General features: G+C 60.3%; 1 protein-coding gene. It reads right to left on the minus strand.

All coding sequences use genetic code 11. The features are described from left to right. Position 1: 1 nt before the first annotated feature. Positions 2-21,670, minus strand: coding sequence for an Ig-like domain-containing protein (locus AACU94_RS14825; RefSeq protein WP_135489672.1), 21,669 nt, complete (start codon positions 21,668-21,670; stop codon positions 2-4). Positions 21,671-21,721 lie beyond the last annotated feature (51 nt).

The raw sequence follows: 21,721 nt of genomic DNA on the forward strand, positions 1-21,721 counted from the left end.
TTTACACCACCATCAACTGATGATTCGCCAGCAATGTGGCGAGGTCGGTATGCACGCCCGTCAGCGTGACCACGTTAGTTGCCGCAAAAGTGCCGCCCGTGCCGTCGCGGTCGATCTGCACGATGGTGTCGCTGCCGCTCTGGGTGACTTTGACAAAATCACCGATGTTTCCGGCCTGCGCATCCAGCGTCGCCACGCCGTTGACGTAGCTGGCTTTGCCATTACCGGTATAGCCGCTGCCCTGTAACAGCTCGCGGATATCAATGCGATCGGTGTCGGCGGTGCCTTCCCATGTGCCTATCGTAAAGCCATTCACCACGTCCGAGCCATTGCCGCCAGTGGCATCGCTGGCGTTGAGCAGTTTATAGAGCAAGGTGTCATGGCCCCCGTTGCCGATGTTGATGGTGTCGTTTCCCCCGCGACCTTCCAGTTGGTTATCGCCCGTGCTGCCGGTCAGGGTATCGTTAAAATTAGATCCGGAAATGCCTTCGATATTGGTAAATGTCGAGGTGTTAAAGCCGGTCGCCTGGGCAGTGGTGGTGCTTAAGTTGGCGGTGATCCCCACTGTGGAGAGGCGGAAATCGACCACGTCCATCCCGCCGTTCGCCAGCCAGGTTCCGGTGCCGGAGCTGTACACCCAGCCGCCGGAACCGTCGTAGGTGTCGGTACCTGCGGTAGCGAAGAAGGTATCGTTATAGCCGGTACCAACGAACTTACCGTTGTTGCTCGCCGTGCCTGCTTCGGCGCTGAGATCGTAAGCGTGGGTAGCATCAGTGGCATGTAAACCGCCCCAACTGGTATTCACCGTCTGGTCGATATTGCTGGCAGTGGTGCCGGTGGATTTGATCAGCACCGCGTTGTAAGTTTCCCCGGCATTCAGTCCGTAGAAATTGACCAGCGCCGAGGTGTCGTTGACGCCCATCCCCGACTGCGGGTTGATGATTTGCGTGGCGACCAGCACTCCCGCCGAGTTGTAGAGTTTTACGGTATTACCGTAATAGACGTTAATGCCGTTGGGATCGGTGATACGCAGGTGCAGCGAGGTGCCGTAGCTCACCGTGTTGGTGTTACGGATGAGGAACACGCTGCCCGACTGTTTGGTCACCAGCACATCCACCGCGCCGTCCCAGTCGTAATCCATTGCCGCCACGCCGCTGGTGATGCCGCTCTGGCTGCCGCCGAGGGTAGATTGTGTCCAGTTACTGGCATTACTGACGTTAGTATAGAGGTACGACTGCCCGGTCTGAGCAATACGCGCGATATCCATTAACCCGTCATGATCCCAGTCCACTGCCACGCTGAACTGGCTGGCATAGGTTGTACCCGTTGCCCCCACCGCCACCGGATTCCCCAACACGCCGTTGGTATTGAATAACAGCGAGCCGTAGTTAGCTCTTCCCTGGCTGGCGGGCAGGAAGAGGTCCATATCACCGTCACCATCGAAATCGGCCCAGGTCATGGACACAGACGTCGAGTTACCACCACTGCCTGCAACACTGAGGAAGGTGTTGATGGTGTTCTGCCCCCAGACAAACGTACCGTTGCCCTGGCTGATGAGCGATGAAAGGGTGTAGTAGTTATTCAGGTTGAAGGTGTGCTGAACCAGGTCTACCCTGCCGTCATTGTTGAGATCGACGCCGGAACCTTCGTTAAGGGAAAGATAGCCATTTACTACCCCGCCGACCGTGGCGCTCCCTCCGTTGTTGGCGGTGGTGGAGTTGCCTACCAGAGTGCCTGCGTTATTCCACAGGAAGGTGTTGGAGTCCGGCCCGCCTGCGTCGCCAATCCAGAAATCGAGATAGCCGTCGCCCTCTTTATCAAACGCCACAATCGAGCCATACCACGTCAGCGTGCCGACGTTCACCTGAATCGCGCTGGAAAAGGTGCCGTCGCCGTTGTTGGTAAAACCGTTGATATAGCCCGTACCGTAGTCATCACGGGTGATAAACAGATCGCCCGTGCCGTTACGGTCATAATCGGCAATTGAACTGGTGGCGTAGTTGTTGCCGCTTTGCACCAGCGTCAGTGCGGTCTTCGACCAGGTGAGCGGATCGGTTGATTGCATAATTTGCTGGTTAGCCAGCACCGTCCACATCCCGTGGTTGTCGAGGCCGTAGGTCAGCCCCCAGGCCGTTGTTTTATTGGCAGTTGTCCAGGCTGGCGTGTAATCAATTGCCGCGTTGATCGTCACCGTGCCGTTGCTGACGTTAGCGGTGTTGCCGTTACCCGCCGAGCTTTTCACCTGCGCGGTGACGTTATAAGCGGTTGCGGAAGCCGCCAGCACATCGGTATCCGGCAGTTGCACATACCAGGTGTTATGCGCCGGATCGACTACCACCGCACCGCCCGGCTGCGAGGTGTAGGTTTTGCCATTGATGACCACTTCGACATACTGCCCGCTGGCGAGCGCGGCAGTGATCACCCCGCTGATAATCGGCGTAGTATCGCGCGTGGTCTGGCTGGTGATTTGCGCCAGCGTGGTCGGAATAGAGGTATCGACCGTCAGGATAAAATCGCTGGAGGAGGTGATATTTCCTGCCAGATCCACTACCCGCGCGCTGTAGGTGTACGCGCCGCTGACCAGCCCGCTGTCGCTGTATGTCCAGTTCAGCGCGCCGACCATCGTCACCGCGCCTAACAGCAGGCCATTACGGTAGAGGTAAACCACTTCACCGCTGGCCAGCGGTCCGGAGAGTACACCGTTCAGCAGCGGCGTGGTGTCGTCGGTGGCCTGAGAACTGTTTAACGTCCCCTGACGCTGCCCGACATCATCGGTATACGACACAATGGTCGGCGTGGCGGTGGGGTTAATCGTATCGACCACCACCGTTTTCGACACCACCGGGCCGGTATTTCCCGCCAGATCCAGCACCCGCACCTGATAAACGTAGCTGCCATCGGTCAATGTACGGCTGTCGGTGTAAGTCCACTGCGTGCCGTTGGTAGTGAGCGTGGTCCAGGTCGCACCGCCATCAAGGCTAATCTGCGCCACTTCGCCGCTGGCAAGCCCCGCCCCCAGCGAACCGGTCAGCGTGAGCGAGGTATCACTGGTGATAAAGTCGGTGGACGAACTCCCCGTGTCGGTGCTGATGCTGGCGATGGTCAACACCTGCGCCGGGTTAACGGTGTCAATCTGCGCCGACTGGCTGCCGGTTGCGCCAACGTTGCCCGCCAGATCGACAACTCGTACCTGCCAGGTCGTCGTGCCATTCGTTAGCGTGCGTCCGTCAACGTAACTCCAGTTCAGGCCGTCTGCCGCCAGCGTTACGTTCACCCAGGTTGCACCGTTGTCGGTGCTGATTTGCGCGAATTCATTAGTGCCGAGCGCCGCGCCCAGTACGCCGCGCACGGTAAGCGAGGTGTCGCTGGTAATAAAATCGCTGCTGCTGGCTCCGGTGTCATCGCTGATGCCGGTAATGGTGATGCTTTTCGCCGCTTCCGGGCTGGTGGTGTCGACCACCACGTTTTGCGTTGCGGTCTGCCCAACATTCCCCGCCAGATCCACCACCCGCACCGTGTAGTTCCAGGTGCCGTCGGTCAGTGAGCGACCATCGGCATAGCTCCAGCTGGTGCCGATAACGGTTAACGTGGTCCAGGTAATCCCGCCGTCGAGGCTGATTTGCGCTCGTTCATCAGCGGCCAGCGCCGCACCGAGCGTACCGCGCACGGTCAGCGTGGTGTCGCGAGTAACAAAATCGCTGCTGCTTAACCCGGTGTCATCGCTGATGCCCGCAATGGCGATGGTTTTACTCGCCAGCGGCGCGGTGGTGTCAACGGTGACAATCTGGCTGGCGGTCGCACCGATATTTCCGGCGGTGTCGATCACCCGCACCTGGTAGTTGTAGTTGCCATCGGTCAGCGTACGCCCGTCAAGGTACGTCCAGGTTAATCCGCTTACGGAAAGATTCTGCCAAGTGGTGCCGCCGTCGATGCTGATTTGCGCGAACTCACCGGCAGAAAGCGTCGCGCCCAGCGTGCCGCTCACCGCTAGCGTCGTGTCGCTGGTGACAAAATCATTAGTGATCAATCCGGTATCGGTGGTGATCGCGCTGATGGCGATGGTTTTCACTGCTGGATCTGGCGCGATGGTGTCGATCACCACGTTCTGGCTGTCGGTGGCCCCGACGTTGCCCGCCGCGTCAATCACCCGCACCTGATAGAGATAGTTGCCATCGGTCAGCGTGCGGCTGTCGTTATAGCGCCAGGCTGTGCCAGTAACGGTAAGCGTGGTCCAGGTTACGCCGCCGTCGATACTGATTTGCGCCGTCTCGTTACTGGCAAGCGCGGCGGTGAGCGAGCCGTTGACCACCACCGGGCTGACGCTGGTGATAAAGTCGCTGGCGCTAAGGCCAGTGTCGGCTTGCAGGGAATCGATATTAATGCCCATCGCCGGGGCGCTGAGATCGACGGTAATGGTGTGATTGCTGCTGCCGGTATTGCCAATGGCATTGCTCACCGAGGCGTTAATCACGTAGGCGTTGCCGTCCGCCAGCGCGGTGACATCGGCGCTGCCGAGGGTGTAGCTCCAGCTACCGCCCGTCTGCACCGTGGTGGTATAGGTTTTGCCGTTTAAGGTCAGAGTCAGCGTCTGACCAACTGGCGCGGTGGTGGTGCCGCTGATCACCAGCGACGAGCCGTGTTCTGCCGCGTTCACCACATCGTCGCCCGCAAAGGTGTTGATGGTGACGGTTGGCACGTCGCCATTGAGGGTCACGCCACGGCTGGCGCTGCCGGGGTTTCCGGCCTGATCGCTGACCGTCGCGCTGATGGTGTAGCTGCCGTCGCTTAATCCGGCAAACTGCTGCGCCGGAATAAATACCGACCAGTTTCCGCCGCTGCCGACCGTGGCGGTCCAGGTTTGCCCGTTAAAGGTAACGGTGACCGTCTGACCCACTTCGGCGGTGGTGGTGCCGCTGATGGTCTGCCCGGCAAGCTGCTCGGCGTTGTTGATAATATCGTCACCCGCCACGGTGGCGATGGTCACCGTTGGCGCAACGGTGTCAACGGTCAGAGCGTGCGTGGCCTGTCCGGGGTTGCCCGCGCGATCGTTCACGCTGGCGGTAATCGTCTGCGCACCCTGCCCGAGCGCTGCCAGATCCGCCGCAGGCACATTCAGCGCCCAGGTGCCATTGGCGGCAACCGTAGCGGTGTAAGTTTTGCCGCCAAAGGTCACGGTGACCGTCTGCCCCACTTCCGCGCTGGTCGAGCCGTTAAGGGTTAACGGCTGCTGCTGTTCAGCGGCGTTGAGTCGGTCGTCCGTCGAAACGGTGTTAATGCTGATAACCGGCGCGGTGAGATCCACCGCTACGCTGCGCGAGGCCGTGGCGCTGTTTCCGGCGCTGTCCTGCGCGGAGGCGCTGACCGTGTAGCTGGTGCCATCCGCCAGTGCCGCGACGTCCGCCGCAGGCACGTTCACGCTCCAGCTCCCGTTGCTCTGAATGGTGGCGCTGTAGCCTTTGCCGTTAAGCAACACGGTCACCACTGTACCTGCGGCAAAGTTCGTTCCGGTGCCGCTCAGGGTCAGCGCACTGCCTGCTTCGGCGGCGTTAATGAGATTATCGCCGCTGATGGTGCTGACCGAAAGCGACACCACCGCCGTGTTCACCTGCACGTTGTGCGTCTGCGTGCTGCTGTTGCCTGCGCTATCGGTGATGGTGGCGCTGATGGTCACCGTGCCGTCCGCAAGGCCGGAAATCACGCTGGCAGGCACGCCGACGCTCCAGTTGCCGCTGGCATCGGTGCTGGTAACGTACTGCTGCCCGGCGATGGTCACCACCAGGCGGTCGCCCGCGACCGCGCCCGTGGCGGTGCCGCTGATAATCTGCGCCTGAGTGTGTTCGACGTTGTTAATCACATCATCGCCCGCCACGGTGTTAAAACTGATCACCGGCGCAGTGGTATCGACGGTCACGCCTTTGCTGGCGCTGCCAGGGTTACCCGCCAGATCGCTGACCGTGGCGGTCAGGGTGTAGCCGTTATTGGCAAGCGCGGTTAAGTCGCTGGCGGGCAGCGTTAAACTCCAGCTGCCGTCTGCCTGCACCGTGGTCTGGTAGTTAGTACCGTTTAGCGTGACGGTGAGCGTTTGCCCCGCCTCCGCCGTACTGGTGCCGGACACCGTTACGCCCGCCGCCGCTTCGCTGGCGTTGATGATGTTATCGCCGGCAATGGTGTTGATGGTCACCGTTGGCGCGGCACTATCGACGCTGTATTCGTGCGTGGCCGTGGCGCTGTTGCCGTTGACGTTAGTCACCCGCACCTGGGTGCTGGCATCGCCATCACGCAGGGCCGCCATATCCGCCGCCGGAACAGTGGTGCTCCAGCTACCGTTTGCTGCCACCGTGGTGGTGTAGGTTTTGCCACCAAAGGTGACGGTAACGGTTTGCCCCGCTTCGACGCCGGACGTGCTGCCGGAAAGCGTTAGCGCCACGCCTTTTTCGGCGGCGTTAATCACATCATCGCTGGTGATGCTGTTCATGCTGATGGCGACGGCGGTGAGATCAACCGTGACCGGATGGGTAATGCTGGTTTGCGTTCCGGCACTGTTCGCGCCGCTAACGCTAATATTCAGCGTTCCCGCAGGCCAGTTGCTGACATCCGCAGCCGGAACGCCGACGCTCCAGGTGCCGTTCGCCAGCACTGTGGCGGCGTAAGTTTGGTTATTAATCACCACCGTCAATGCCGTCCCTGCCGCAAAGCCGGAGCTGCTGCCGGTAATCACCTGCGCCTGACTGTGTTCGATGATATTGACCACATCATCGCCCGCGACGGTATCCACCCGCAGGCCAGGCAGACTGGCATCGATGGTGATATCGCGCGTGCCGCTGCCGGTGTTGCCAACGGCGTTGGTCACCGAGGCGTTAACCGTTAACTCACCGTTACCTAACGCCTGCCAGTCGGCGGCTGGTACGCTCACGTTCCAGCTTGAATCAGCCTGGACGATGGCGGTGTAAGTTTTACCGCCCAGTTCAACGGTGACGGTACTGCCCGCCGCCGCCCCGGTTACCTGGCCGCTGATGGTTTGTGCGCTGCCCGCTTCGGCGGCATTGATAATATCGTCCGTCGCCACCGGATTAAGGGTGACGCCCGGCAGCGCGGTATTGACCTGCACGTTATGGCTGGCGGTGCTGCTGTTGCCCTGAGCATTGGTGACGCTCGCCGTCACGCTGTAGGTGGCTTCGCCCAGCGCACTGACCGCCGAGGCAGGCACGGTAACGCTCCAGTTGCCGGAGGCGTCGGTGGTGGCGCTGTAGTTTTGTCCGTTCAGCGTGACGGTGATCGCCGTACCCGCAGGCTGATCGCTGGTGCCGGAAAGCGCCAGATCAGATCCTTTTTCCGTCGCGTTGATCACATCATCGCCCGCGATGGTGTTGATGCTAATCACTGGCGCGCTGAGGCTGACGGTCACGGTGCGGCTGGCGTCGTCGCTGTTACCCGCCCGATCGCTGACGCTGGCGGTGATCGTCTGTGCGCCGCTACCCAGCGCCGTAACATCCGCCGCCGGTACACCGACGCTCCAGTTACCGGAGGCATCCAGGGTGGTGGTGTAGGTTTTGCCGTTGAGCACAACGCTCACCACATCGCCCGCTTCCCCGCCCGTGCTGGTGCCGGAAATCACCAGCGCCTGCCCGTGTTCGGCGTCGTTGATGATGTCATCGCCCGCCACGGTGTTAATGGTGAGAACCGGCGCGGTGGTGTCTACCGCCAGATTATGGCTGGCGCTGCCGGGGTTGCCCGCTTTGTCGTTGACCGTAGCGCTGACGGTGTAATTGCTTGCGGTCAGCGCGCCTAAGGCTGAAGTGGGAACGCTGACGCTCCAGCTACCGTCCGCCTGCACATTACCGCTGTAGGTTGCGCCATTAAGGGTGACGGTGACCGTCTGCCCGGTTTCGGCGGTGCTGGTGCCGCTGATGGTGAGCGGGCTTCCGGCCTCCGTGGCGTTAAGAATATCGTCGCTGGCGATAGTATTAATGGTGAGCGTCGGCGCGCTGGCGTCAACGCTATACGCATGGGTCGCCGAGGCACTGTTACCGCTCGCGCTGCTGACGCTGGCCTGCACGTTCGCCGCGCCGTCTGGCAGAGTTACCAGATCTGCCGCCGGAACGTTCACGCTCCAGCTTCCGTTGGCGGCGACGCTTGCGGTGTAGGTTTTGCCGCCAAAGGTGACGGTAACGGTTTGCCCGCTTTCAATCCCGCTGGTGCTGCCAGAAAGGGTCAGGTCGGTGCCTTTTTCGGCAGCGTTAATCACGTCGTCGCTGGCAACGGTGTTGATGCTGATTGCCACCGCCGTTAAATCGACGGTGAACGGATGGCTGACGCTGACCGGGTTTCCGGCGCTGCTCTGGCCTGCCACGTCAACGGCTAACGGCCCCGCAGGCCATGCGCTGACGTTTGCCGCCGGAATGCCGACACTCCAGTTCCCATCCGCCTGTACCGTGGCGGCATAGGCCACACCGTTGATGGTGACCGTCAGCGCTGCGCCTGCATTCAGGCCGCTACTGCCACCAGTGATTACCAGCGCCTGCCCGTGTTCGATACTGTTGACGATATCATCGCCCGCCACCGTATCCACCCGCAGCCCAGGCAGGTTGGCGTCAATGGTGATATCCCGCGTACCACTGCCAGTGTTGCCATTAGCGTTAGTGACCGAGGCGTGAATGGTCAAATCACCATTTCCCAGCGCCTGGAGATCGGCTGCCGGAACGCTGATACTCCAGCTTAAGTTGCCCTGTACCGTGGTGGTATAAGTATTGCCACCCAGCGTGACGGTAACCGTATCGCCAGCGGCGGCACGAGTGACCACCCCGCTGATGGTTTGATCGGCCCCGGCTTCGGCGGCGTTGATAATATCGTCGCCTGCCACGGTGTTAATGGTGACGCCCGGCAGGCCGCTGTCGACCAGTAAATTCGCCTGGCTGCTGGCGGTGTTACCCGCCGCACTGGTGGCGCTGGCGCTGACGGTATAGTTAGCCTGACCTAAGGCCGCCAGATCGCTGACCGGAACGGTTAAGGTCCAGTTGCCCGCCGCGTCGGTGGTAGCGCTGTAGTTATGACCGTTGAGCGTGATGGTGACCTGTGCGCCTGTCGCCAGCCCCGTACTGCTACCGCTGATGGTCAACGGCTGGCCTTTTTCATCGGCGTTCAGGACGTTATCGCCGCTGATGGCGTTAAAGGTAATGGTTGGTAGCCCGGTGTTGACTGTCACCTGATGGGTGGCGCTGCCGCTGTTTCCGGCGGCATCGGTGACGCTGGCGTTAATGGTCACCGTGCCGTTCGCCAGTGCCGAGACGACGCTTGCCGGGACGCCGACGCTCCAGTTACCGCTGGCGTCCAGCACCGTGGTGAAAGTGCTACTGCCAATAGTCACCGTCACAGTGCTACCGGTTGCCGCACCCGTGGCGGAGCCGCTGATAATCTGCGCCTGGGCGTGTTCCGTCGCGTTGATCACATCATCGCCCGCCACCGTGTTGAAGGTGACGACCGGAACGGAAGTATCCACCGTCAGGTTGTGATTAACCGAGGCCGGGTTTCCGGCTTTGTCGCTCACCGCCGCGCTAACGGTGTAGTTGCTGGCGGTCAGCGCGCTTAAGTCGGCTGGCGGCACGCTGACGCTCCAGCTGCCGTCCGTTTGAACCGTGCCGGTATAGTTTGCGCCATTGAGCGTGACGGTCACCGTCTGCCCCGCTTCCGCCGTGCTGCTGCCAGTGATGGTCAGCGCCGCACCGGCTTCGGCGGCATTAAGAATGTCGTCGCCCGCGATAGTGTTGATGGTCACCGTTGGCGCGCTGGCATCGACGCTGTAAGCGTGGGTAGTGGTGGCGCTGTTGCCGTTAACATTGCTGACGCTGGCCTGCGCGCTGGCATCACCATCACGCAGGGCTGCCATATCTGCCGCCGGAACCGTGGTGCTCCAGGAACCATTCGCCACGACGCTTGCTGTGTAGGTTTTGCCGCCAAAGGTGACGGTGACCGTTTGTCCGGCTTCGACACCAGAAGTGCTGCCGGAGAGCGTTAACGCCGCGCCTTTTTCAGCAGCGTTAATCACATCATCGGCGGTAATGGCGTTGATGCTGACGGCAATCGCCGAGAGATCGACAGTCACCGGATGCGTAACGCTGACCGGGTTTCCGGCGGTGGTGTTGCCGCTTGCCGTAATCGTGACCGTCCCCGCAGGCCAGGCGCTGACATCCACCGCCGGAACGCCGACGCTCCAGGTGCCATCCGCCAGTACCGCCGCAACATAGGTTTGCCCGTTAATGGTCAGCGTGACGTTGCTGCCCGCCGCCAGGCCGGAACTGCTGCCGGTAATCACCAGCGCCTGCCCGTGCTCGATGATATTGACCACATCATCGCCAGCGACAGTATCGACCCGCAGACCGGGAAGATTCGCGTCGATGGTAATTTCCCGCGTGCCATTTCCGGTATTGCCTACGCTGTTCGTCACCGAAGCCGAAATGGTCAGTTCGCCGTTGCCCAATGCCTGTAAAGCGGCTGCCGGAACATTGACGCTCCAGCTTAAATTCGCCTGCACCGTGGCGGTGTAAGTCGCCCCGCCGAGCGTGACGGTTACCGTGTCGCCTGCCGCCGCGCCCGTTACCTGCCCGCTGATGGTCTGGCCCGCGCCTGCTTCGGCGGCGTTAATGATATCGTCGCTCGCCACAACGTTAATAGTGACGCCCGGCAGCGCGGTATTGACCTGCACGTTATGGCTGGCGGAACCACTGTTGCCATCAACATCGGTTGCGGCGGCGGTTACGGTATAAGTCGCTTCACCGAGCGTACCGACCGCAGACGCCGGAACGGTCACGCTCCAGTTACCTGAGGCATCGGCTGTGGTGGTGTAATTTTGCCCGTTGAGCGTAACGGTTACCTGCGTACCCGCAGGCTGGTTGCTGCTGCCGGAAATCGCCAGATCCGCGCCTTTCTCCGTGGCGTTGATGATGTCGTCGACGGCGATGGTGTTAATGCCGAGTACCGGAGCGCCGAGCGCCACGCTGACAGTGTGCGAGGCTGTGCCGCTGTTGCCTGCGGAGTCGGTGACCGTGGCGGTAATGGTCACATCGCCCTGCGCCAGTGCGGTAATCACGCTGGCAGGCACGCCGATGCTCCAGTTGCCGTTGGCGTCCAGCACGGTGGTGTAGGTGTTCGTGCCAATCGTCACGGAAACCGTGTTACCGGTGGTCGCGCCCGTTGCCGAGCCGCTGATAATCTGCGCCTGAGCATGTTCCGTGGCGTTGATGATGTCATCGCCCGCCACCGTGTTAATGGTGACGACTGGGGCAACGAGATCTACCGTCAAATTATGCGTTGCCGAGGCCGGATTTCCGGCTTTGTCGCTGACCGCCGCGCTAACCGTATACGAGCTGGCGGTAAGGTTGGCTAAATCGCCAGTTGGTACGCTGACGCTCCAGCTTCCGTCTGCTTGTACGTTGCCGCTGTAATCGACGCCGTTTAGCGTCACGGTCACCGTCTGTCCGGCTTCCGCCGTGCTGGTGCCGCTGATGGTCAGCGCCGATCCCGCTTCCGCAGCATTAAGAATATCGTCGCTGGCAATGGTGTTGATGGTGATCGTTGGCGCGGTGGCATCAACGCTGTAAGCATGCGTTGCCTGGGCGATGTTGCCTGCGACGTTGCTGACGCTGGCTTGTACGTTTGTTGCGCCGTCCGGCAAGGTTGCGAGATCGGCGGCTGGGATCGTCAGCCCCCAGGTATTATCCGCGGCGACCGTGGTGGTGTAGCTTTTACCACCGAAAATAACGGTAATAGTCTGCCCCGCTTCCACGCCGGAGGTAGTGCCGGAGAGCTGCAAATCGCTGCCTTTTTCGGCGGCGTTAATGACATCGTCAGTGGAAAGGGTATTGATGGTAATCGCCACGGCAGCAAGATCGACCGTGACCGGATGGCTAATGCTGGTTGTGGTTCCAGCAGTATTAGTGCCAGAGACGGCAATATTGACCGTCCCCGCAGGCCAGTTACCCACGTCCGCCGCCGAAACGCCGACGCTCCAGGTGCCATCGGCGAGTACCGTTGCGCCGTAGGTGACATTGTTGATAACCACCGTCAACGCCGCCCCCGCCGCCAGTCCGGTGCTGCTACCGGTGACCACCAGTGCCTGCCCATGCTCGATAATATTGACCACATCATCGCCTGCCACGGTATCGACGCGCAGACCTGGCAAATTGGCGTCTATCACGATATTGTGCGTTGTGGTGCCGGTATTACCCACGCCATTAGTCACCGAGGCGCTGATGGTCAGTTCACCGTTGCCCAGCGCCTGCAAAACGTTCGCAGGCACGCTGACGCTCCAGCTTAAATCTGGCTGCACGGTGGCGACGTATTGGTTGCCGCCGAGCGTGACAGTGACCGTATCTCCTGCTGCTGCCGTTCCCGTCACCTGACCGCTGATGGTCTGCGCCACAGCGATTTCAGCGGCGTTGATAATGTCATCGCCTGCCACGGTATTAATGATCACCCCAGGCAGGAGCGATTCGACATTCACCGTATGGGTGGTGCTGCCGCTGTTGCCCGCGCTGTCGGTGGCGCTGGCGCTAATCTGGTACACCGCCTCGCCCAATGCGCCGACTGCCGAAGCAGGCACGGTAACGCTCCAGTTGCCGGAACTATCGGTAGTGGCGCTGTACGCCAGGCCATTCAACATCACGGTGACCGTGGTGCCTGTCGCCAGGCCGCTGGAGCCACCGCTGATGGTCAGATCCTGGGTTTTCTCGGTACTGTTAATAATGTCATCGCCGGAGACGATATTGATGGTCAGCGTCGGGCCGCTGAGATCAACGGTCACATCGTGAGTCGTGCTGTCGCTGTTGCCCGCGCGATCGCTCAGGCTGGCGGTGATGGTCTGGCTGCCGGTCGCCAGTGCCGTGACATCCGCCGCCGGAATACCGACGCTCCAGTTACCGGAAGCGTCCAGCGTGGTGGTGTAGTTTTTGCCGTTGAGCGTGACGGTGACCACATCGCCGGGTTCCGCGCCCGTGCTAGTGCCGCTCACCACCAGCGCCTGCCCGTGTTCGATGGCGTTAATAATGTCATCGCCCGCGACGGTGTTAATGGTGAGATCCGGCGCGGTGACGTCCACCGCCAGCGCATGGTCGGCGCTTGCCGGGTTGCCCGCTTTGTCGCTCACCGTCGCAGTCACGGTATAGCTGCTGGCGGTTAATCCGCTTAAATCCGTTGCCGGAACATTCACGCTCCAGGTGCCATCGGCCTGGACGGTGGTCTGGTAAGTGTTGTTATTGAGCGTAACGGTCAGCGTCTGCCCGGCCTGCGCCGTGGTGGTGCCGCTGATGGTGATCCCCGCGCCCGCTTCGCTCACGTTGAGAATATCGTCGCTGGCGATGGTGTTGATGGTCACAAGCGGCGCGGTGGCATCGACGCTGTACGCACGATCCGCCTGGGCGTTATTGCCGTTGATGTTGCTGACACTCGCCTGCACGTTGCCCGCGCTGTCCGGCAGCGCAGCGAGATCGGCAGGCGGCACATTCACCGTCCAGCTACCGTTGGCTTCAAGGGTGGTGGTGTAATTTTTGCCGCCCAAGGTGACGGTCACCGTCTGCCCGGCTTCAACACCGCTGGTGCTGCCGCTTACCACCAGCGTTTCGCCTTTTTCGACGGCGTTGATCACATCATCGCCAGAGAGTGTGTTAATGGTGATGGCGATCGCCGCCAGATCGACGGTAACCGAATGGGTAATGGTGGAGGTTGTTCCGGCGCTGTTAGTGCCGCTTACCGTAATATCCACCGTACCCGCAGGCCAGTTGCTGACGTCTGCCGCCGGAACGCCGAGGTTCCATGTGCCGTCGGCTAGCACCGTCGCGGCGTAAGTCACATTATTGATAACGACCGTTAACGCGGTTCCTGCCGTCAGTCCGGTGCTGCTCCCGGTGATCACCAGCGCCTGATTGTGCTCAATGCTGTTAATAACGTCATCACCCGCTACGGTATCGACACGCAGACCAGGCAGATTGGCGTCGATAGTGATATCGCGCGAGCCACTGCCCGTGTTGCCAACGCCGTTGGTGACCGAGGCGTTAACCGTCAGAGAACCGTTACCCAGCGCCTGAATATCCGCCGCCGGAACGTCCACACTCCAGCTTAAGTTGGCCTGCACCGTGGTGGTGTAGGTGTTGCCGCCCAGCGTAACGGTAACCGTATCCCCCGCCGCGGCACCCGTGACCTGGCCGCTGATAGTTTGCGCATTGCCCGCTTCGGCAGCGTTAATAATATCGTCGGTTGCCACCGCGTTAATGGTGACAGCAGGCAAGGCGCTGTTGACCAGCACGTTATGGCTGGCGGAATTGCTGTTGCCTGCCGTGTCGGTGACGTTTGCGGTTACCGTGTAGTTGGCCTCACCCAGCGCGCTAACCGCTGAGGCTGGCACCGTGGCGCTCCAGTTGCCGGAAGCATCTGTGGTGGCGGTGTAATTTTGCCCGTTCAGCGTCACCGTAATGGTGGTGCCTGCGGGCTGATTACTGGTGCCGGTAATTTGCAGATCCGCGCCTTTTTCCGTGGCGTTAATCACGTCATCGCTGGCGATAGTGTTGATGCCAATGGTTGGCGCGGTCAGATTCACAGTGACCGTGCGGCTGGCGTCATCGCTGTTGCCTGCCGCGTCGGTAATGGTGGCAGTGATGGTTTGCGGGCCGCTGCCCAGCGCAGTGACATCTGACAGCGGAACGCCGACGCTCCAGTTACCGGAGGCATCCAGCGTCGTGGTGTAGGTTTTACTATTTAACGTGACGGTGATGATATCGCCCGCTTCGCCGCCAGTGCTGGAACCGGAGATCACCAGCGCCTGCCCGTGTTCGGCGGCATTAATAATGTCATCGCCGGAGACGGTGTTAATGGTCAGCACTGGCACGGTGAGATCCACCGCCAGCCCGTGATTCGCGGTCGCCGGGTTACCCGCTTTGTCGTTTACCGAGGCGCTGACCGTGTACGGGCTGGCGGTCAGATTGCTGAGATCCGCTGTCGGTACGCTGACGCTCCAGCTTCCGTCCGCCTGGACGGTGCCGCTGTAAGTCACGCCATTAAGCGTGACGGTCACCGTCTGACCCGCTTCGGCGGTGCTGCTGCCGCTGATGGTTAACGGATTGCCCGCCTCGGCGGCGTTAAGAATATCGTCGGTGGCGATGGTATTAATGGCAAGCGTCGGGGCTGTGGCATCGACGCTGTAAGCGTGGGTTGCCGAAGCCGTGTTGCCGTTAATAGTGCTGACGCTCGCCTGTACCGTGGCGTCGCCGTCGCGTAATGCGGCGAGATCGGCGGCAGGCACGCTGGTTGTCCAGCTACCATCGCCCGCTACGGTGGCGGTGTAGGTTTTACCGCCAAAGGTGACGGTGACCATTTGCCCCGGTTCCACGCCGGAGGTGCTGCCGGAAAGGGTTAAATCTGCCCCTTTTTCGGCGGCGTTAATCACATCGTCGCCGGAAACGGTGTTAATGGAGATCGCAACCGCTGCCAGATCGACGGTGACCGGGTGGGTGATAGTGACCGGGTTTCCGGCGCTACTGGCACCTGAAACCGTGATATTCACCGTACCCGCAGGCCAGTTGCCCACATCTGCCGCCGGAACGCCAACGCTCCACGTGCCATCGGCTAATACTGTCGCAGCGTAAGTGACCGTGTTAATCACCACCGTCAGCGCCGCGCCCGCCGCCAGCCCGCTGCTGCTACCAGTTATCACCAGCGCCTGACCATGCTCGATGCTATTAACCACATCATCGCCCGCCACGGTATCAACGCGCAGACCTGGCAAATTAGCGTCGATAGTAATATCTCGCGAACCGCTGCCAGTATTGCCAACGCCGTTGGTCACCGAGGCATTAACCGTCAGCTCGCCATTACCGATGGCCTGAATATCCGCTGCCGGAACGTCCACGCTCCAGCTTAAATTGCCCTGCACGGTAGTGGTGTAGGTTTTCCCGCCTAGCGTCACGGTAACCGTATCGCCCGCCGCCGCGCCCGTCACCTGCCCGCTGATGGTCTGCGCCACGCCCGATTCGGCGGCGTTAATAATATCGTCAGTCGCTACCGGATTAAGGGTGACGCCCGGCAGCGCGGTATTCACCTGCACGTTATGGCTGGCAGAATTGCTGTTGCCCGCGCTGTCGGTGACGTTCGCCGTCACCGTGTAGCTGGCTTCGCCCAGCGCACTGACGGCGGAGGCTGGCACCGTGGTGCTCCAGTTGCCTGCGGCGTCCGTCGTGGCGGTGTAATTTTGCCCGTTAAGCGTCAGCGTAATTGTGGTTCCTGCTGGCTGATTACTGGTGCCGGAAATTTGCAGATCCGCGCCTTTTTCGCTGGCGTTAATCACGTCATCGGTGGCGATGGTGTTGATGCCAATGGTCGGCGCGGTAAGGTTAACGGTAACCGTGTGCGTCTCGTTATCGCTATTACCCGCCGCATCAGTCACCGTGGCGGTAACAGTTTGCGGGCCGCTGCCCAGCGCCGTGACATCCGCCGCCGGAACGCCGACGCTCCAGTTGCCGGAAGCATCCAGCGTCGTGGTGTAGGTTTTATTGTTTAGCGTGACGCTGACGACATCTCCCGCCTCTCCGCCTGTGCTGGAACCAGAAATCACCAGCGCCTGCCCGTGTTCGGCGGCGTTAATAATGTCATCGCCCGCAATGGTGTTGATGGTGAGTACCGGAACGGTGAGATCCACCGCCAGATTATGCGTGGTGCTCGCCGGGTTGCCCGCTTTGTCATTGACCGTCGCGGTCAGGGTGTGGCTGCCATCGGTCAATACCTCAAGATCTGCCGCCGGAATATTAATACTCCAGCTGCCGTCGGCCTGTACCGTTGCCTGATACGTCTGCACGGTCGGGCTATTGAGCGTTATCGTAACAATCTGCCGCGCTTCGGCGGTGGTGGTGCCGCTCACCGTCACGCCCGCATCAGCTTCGCTGGCGTTGACGATATTGTCGCTGGCGACGGTATTGATAATGATGGTTGGCGCGCTGCTGTCGACGCTGTAGCTATGCACCGCCGAGGCGCTATTGCCGTTGATATTGCTGACGCTGGCCTGCACGGAGGCGCTGCCATCGGTTAATGACGCCAGATCGGCGGCGGGAACGGTGGCGGTCCAGCTACCATCGCTCGCCACGGTAGCGGTGTAGTTTTTACCGCCAAAGGTGACGGTGACCGTTTGCCCGGCTTCTACATTCGTGGTGGTGCCGGAAAGCGTTAAATCAGCGCCTTTTTCTGCGGCGTTAATCACATCGTCCGTGGCGATAGTGTTGATGGTGATAGCCGCCGGAGTGAGATCCACCGTTACCGGATGCGTAATGCTTATCGGATTTCCGGCGCTACTTTCCCCGGACACGGCAATATTAACCGTCCCCGCAGGCCAGGCGCTAACCTGCGCCGCCGTGACGCCCACACTCCAGCTACCATCGGCCTGCACCGCAGTGGTGTAGTCCACATTATTAATTGTGACGGTAAGCGGCGTGCCTTCTGCCAGCCCCGAGCTGCTGCCGGTGACAACCAGCGCCTGCCCGTGTTCGATGATATTGACCACATCATCGCCCGCCACCATATCGACCCGCAGACCGGGCAGATTAGCGTCGATGGTGATATCCCGCGTGCCGCTACCGGTATTGCCGTTTTGATTGGTGACCGAGGCATTAACCGTTAAATCGCCATTACCCAGCGCCTGAATATCTGCCGCCGGAACGCTCACGCTCCAGCTTAAATTGGCCTGCACGGTGGTGGTGTAAGTATTGCCGCCCAGCGTAATCGTTACCGTGTCGCCAACGGCGGCTCCGGTAACCTGCCCGCTGATGGTTTGCGCAACACCCGCTTCCGCGGCGTTAATAATATCGTCGGTTGCCACCGGGTTAATGGTCACGCCGGGCAACGCGCTGTCGACCAGTACGTTATGGCTGGCGGTGGCGCTGTTGCCGATACTGCTGGTCACCGCCGCCGTTACCGTGTAGTTGGCCTGGCCTAATGCGGTTACTGCCGAGGCCGGAACCGTCACGCTCCAGTTGCCGGAGGCGTCGGTCGTGGTGGTGTAATTTTGCCCGTTCAGCATCACGGTGATGGCGGTATTGGCTGGCTGATCGCTGGTACCGGTAATTTGAACATCGGCCCCTTTTTCGCTGGCGTTTATCACATCATCGCCAGCAATGGTGTTAATACCAATTACTGGCGCGGCGGTATCGACCGTGACGGTCAGCGACTGGCTGCCCGTGTTTCCGGCACGATCAGTCACTGAAACATTGACAGGATAACTGCCGTCCACCAGCCCACTGACAACGGAAGCCGGAACGCCCAGACTCCAGTTGCCGGAAGCATCCACCACCGTGGTGTAATTCACATTATTCAGCGTCACAGTGACGATATCGCCCGCCTGTGCGCCAGTGACCGTGCCGCTGATAATTTGTGCCTGAGTGTGTTCCGGCGTGTTGATGACGTTATCGGTCGCCACCGGATTAATGGTCACCACGGGCGGCGTGGCATCCACCAGCGCCACACGTGAGACGCTGGTCGGGTTACCTGCGACATCGTTCACGCTGGCGGTGACCGTGGCGTTGCCGTCAGCCAGTGCGCCAACGTTGGCGGCAGGTACGGTCACACTCCAGGTGCCGTCTGCCTGCACGACGCCCTGATACGTCTGCCCATTCAGCGTGACGGTCACCGTCTGCCCCGGCTGGGCGTCAGTGGTGCCAGTGATTTGCAGATCCTGACCACTTTCGGCGGCGTTGATGACGTTATCGGCGGTCAGCGAATCGATACTTAAGGCTGGCGCCTGACTGTCGACGGTAATGGTGCGGGAGGTGTCGCCAGTGTTACCGCTGATATTAGTGACGGTCGCGGTGATTTCTGCTGCGCCATCGGGCAGACTGCTTACCGCGCTGGCGGGAACGGTCAGGCTCCAGCCGCCACCTGCCTGAACGGTGGTGGTAAAGGTCTGCCCGGCGAATTTCACTACCACGGTTTGCCCGGTTTCCACCAGCTGCGTGGTGCCAGTCAGCGTTAACGGCGCGCCTTTTTCTGCGGCATTAATAATGTCATCGCCAGAGACGGTATTGATGGTGATAAGCACCGCGCCCGGATTAACGTCCACGTTGCGATCGATGGAAACCGGGTTCCCGGCCGGGTCCGTTGCGCTGGCATTAACCACTATCGTCCCCGGCGTCAGCGCCTGTAAATCTGCCGCAGGCACGCCTACCTGCCAGTTGCCGTTGCTGTCGGTCACCCCCTGGTAGGTGTTGCCACCGAGCAAAACAGTGACCACTCTTCCAGCGGGAAGATTGGTACTGCTACCGGTGATGATCAGGTTTTGCTGCTGCTCAACGGCATTGATCACATCATCGCCCGCGATGGTGTCAATGCGCAGCCCCGGCAGCCCGGCACTGATAGTGATATCAAGCGCGCTGCTGCCCGTATTGCCATGTACGGTGGTAACCGAAGCATTAATGGTTAACGCACCGTCGCCCAGCGCCTGTAAATCTGCCGCCGGAACGTTCACGCTCCAGGTGAGATTGCTGCCCACCGTCGCCGTGTAAGTATTGCCGCCCAGCTCAATAGTTACCGTATCGCCCTGCGCGGCGCCCACCACGACGCCGCTCAGGGTTTGATCTGCCCCCGCTTCGGCGTTGTTGACAATGTTGTCGCCCGCAAAGGTGTTGATGATCACCTGTGGAAGCACCGTATCGACCAGTAAATTGCTCTGCGCGGTGCCGGTGTTGCCGGTCACATCTGTGGCGCTGGCAGTGACGGTGTAGTTGGTGTTCGCCAGATTGACAACATCGCTCACCGGAACATTCAGCGACCAGACGCCGCCGCTGACCTGAGCGCTATACGTGACATTATTCAGCGTCACGTTAACCGTGCCGCCGTCAGGTAAATTGCTGGTGCCACTTAACGTGAGCGGCTGCTGAGATTCCAGCGCATTCAGTACGTTATCACCGCTGATAGTATCTATTGCCACCTGCGGCGCGACGCCTGCCAGCGTGATGTTATGGGTCGCTGTACCGGTATTTCCAGCGGCATCAGTAACCGTGACGATGATGTCGTTAGGGCCACGCGCCAGAGTACGGGTTACCGCCGGATCAAGCGCTACGTTCCAGCTGCCGTCTGCCTGTACCACGCCTGTCAGAACTGTGGCTCCTAACTTCACGGTGACGATATCCCCCGGAGAAGCCCCACTGACCTGACCGGAAATAATCTGCGCCACAATCTGTTCAGCGGTGTTAAGAATATCGTCGCCAGCGATGGTGTTAACGCTAACCACTGGCGCACTGGTGTCTACCGCGAAATTCGCATTGTTACTGGTGGTATTTCCTGCCCGGTCACTGACGCTGGCATTTACGGCGTAGTTGCCATCGGCCAGCGCCTGCACTTCTGCGGCAGGCAGCGTCACTTGCCAGGTTCCGTCGCTACCGACGGTTGCTGTGTGGGTGACGCCGTTCAGGTTCAGGGTTACGGTTTGCCCCGCTTCCGCATTCGATGTACCGCTTAACACCAGCGCGGCGTTATGTTCCGCGGCACTGACAATGTTGTCCTGGGCGATGCTGTTGATAGCAAGTGTCGGCGGTTGGGTATCGACCGTTAACAGTTGCGCGCCAGTGACCGTATTGCCCGTGGCATCTTTCCCACTGACCAGCACCGCCTGATTCCCTTCGCCTAACGCTTGCGCATCGGCGGTCGGCACCTGCACGCTCCACCCACCGTTAGCCCCAACGGTGGTGGTGTAGGTTTTGCCATTTAGCGTGACGGTGAGTTCTGTTCCCTGTGCCAAATGGCTACTCGTGCCAGAAAGCGTAAATCCGGCGGCCTGTTCGCTGGCGTTAATGATGTTATCGCCTGCGGTGGTGGCGAGCTGTACGGCGGCCTGACTATTGTCGATGGTTAACGTTATCGAACCGGCGTTAGTAATGGTGCTACCGACGATTTGCACCACTGACCAGGTATGTTCGCCCGCGCTTTGCGTGGGCAAATCGACGCTCCAGCGTCCATCGCTACCGACCTGAGTACTGGCGATGGTGTCACCATTGCTGTCTTTAATCTGAATGGTTGCCCCCGCCTGCCCGCTGCCGCTAAAGGTTGGCGTAGTGTCATCGGTGGTATCGTTGGCGGAAAGAATACCGCGTTGATCGCCCTGATTATCGGTTACCAAAAACGATGGCGTGGCGTTGCCGGGTTCGGCTGGCGGTGGGTTGTTAACCACTTCAGTTTTTGAGTCATCATCGCCACCGCTTGCCAGTAAAGCGCCAAGCGCGCCGCCACCTACCGCCGCCCCCGCCAGCCATCCCCACGGGAAAGCCGTCGTCTGGCCGACGATATCAAGGTACGGCGCAATGCTTTCAATTGCGGTGGTCTGAGCGGTCAGCTCCACGGGCGCTAATCCACCTGCCGCGGTATCGGCAAATGTTACGTGGGTCAGTTGTTGACCCTCGGCAAACACCAGTTCGGATTGTTCGCTGGTATTTGCCGCTTGCAGGAAATAACCGTTGCAGCGGATCACCGTGCCGTCCTGCATATAGATCAACAAGTCATTTCCGTCACGAACATAACGCGCAACGGCAGATGCCTGAGCATGAACCTGCACCACAGAGGGCTCATAAATGACAACCGTAACGTCGCCAGGATTGATCAGCGTTTGTTTGACGGATGTTTTTCGCGAAATAACATCAATAATCAGGCTCATAATGGCATTCCTGATAAATGGCGCACATCCTTAGCGAGTCCATTTATCTAA

Source organism: Escherichia sp. E4702 (genome assembly GCF_963883545.1).
In the GTDB taxonomy this organism is placed as follows: domain Bacteria; phylum Pseudomonadota; class Gammaproteobacteria; order Enterobacterales; family Enterobacteriaceae; genus Escherichia.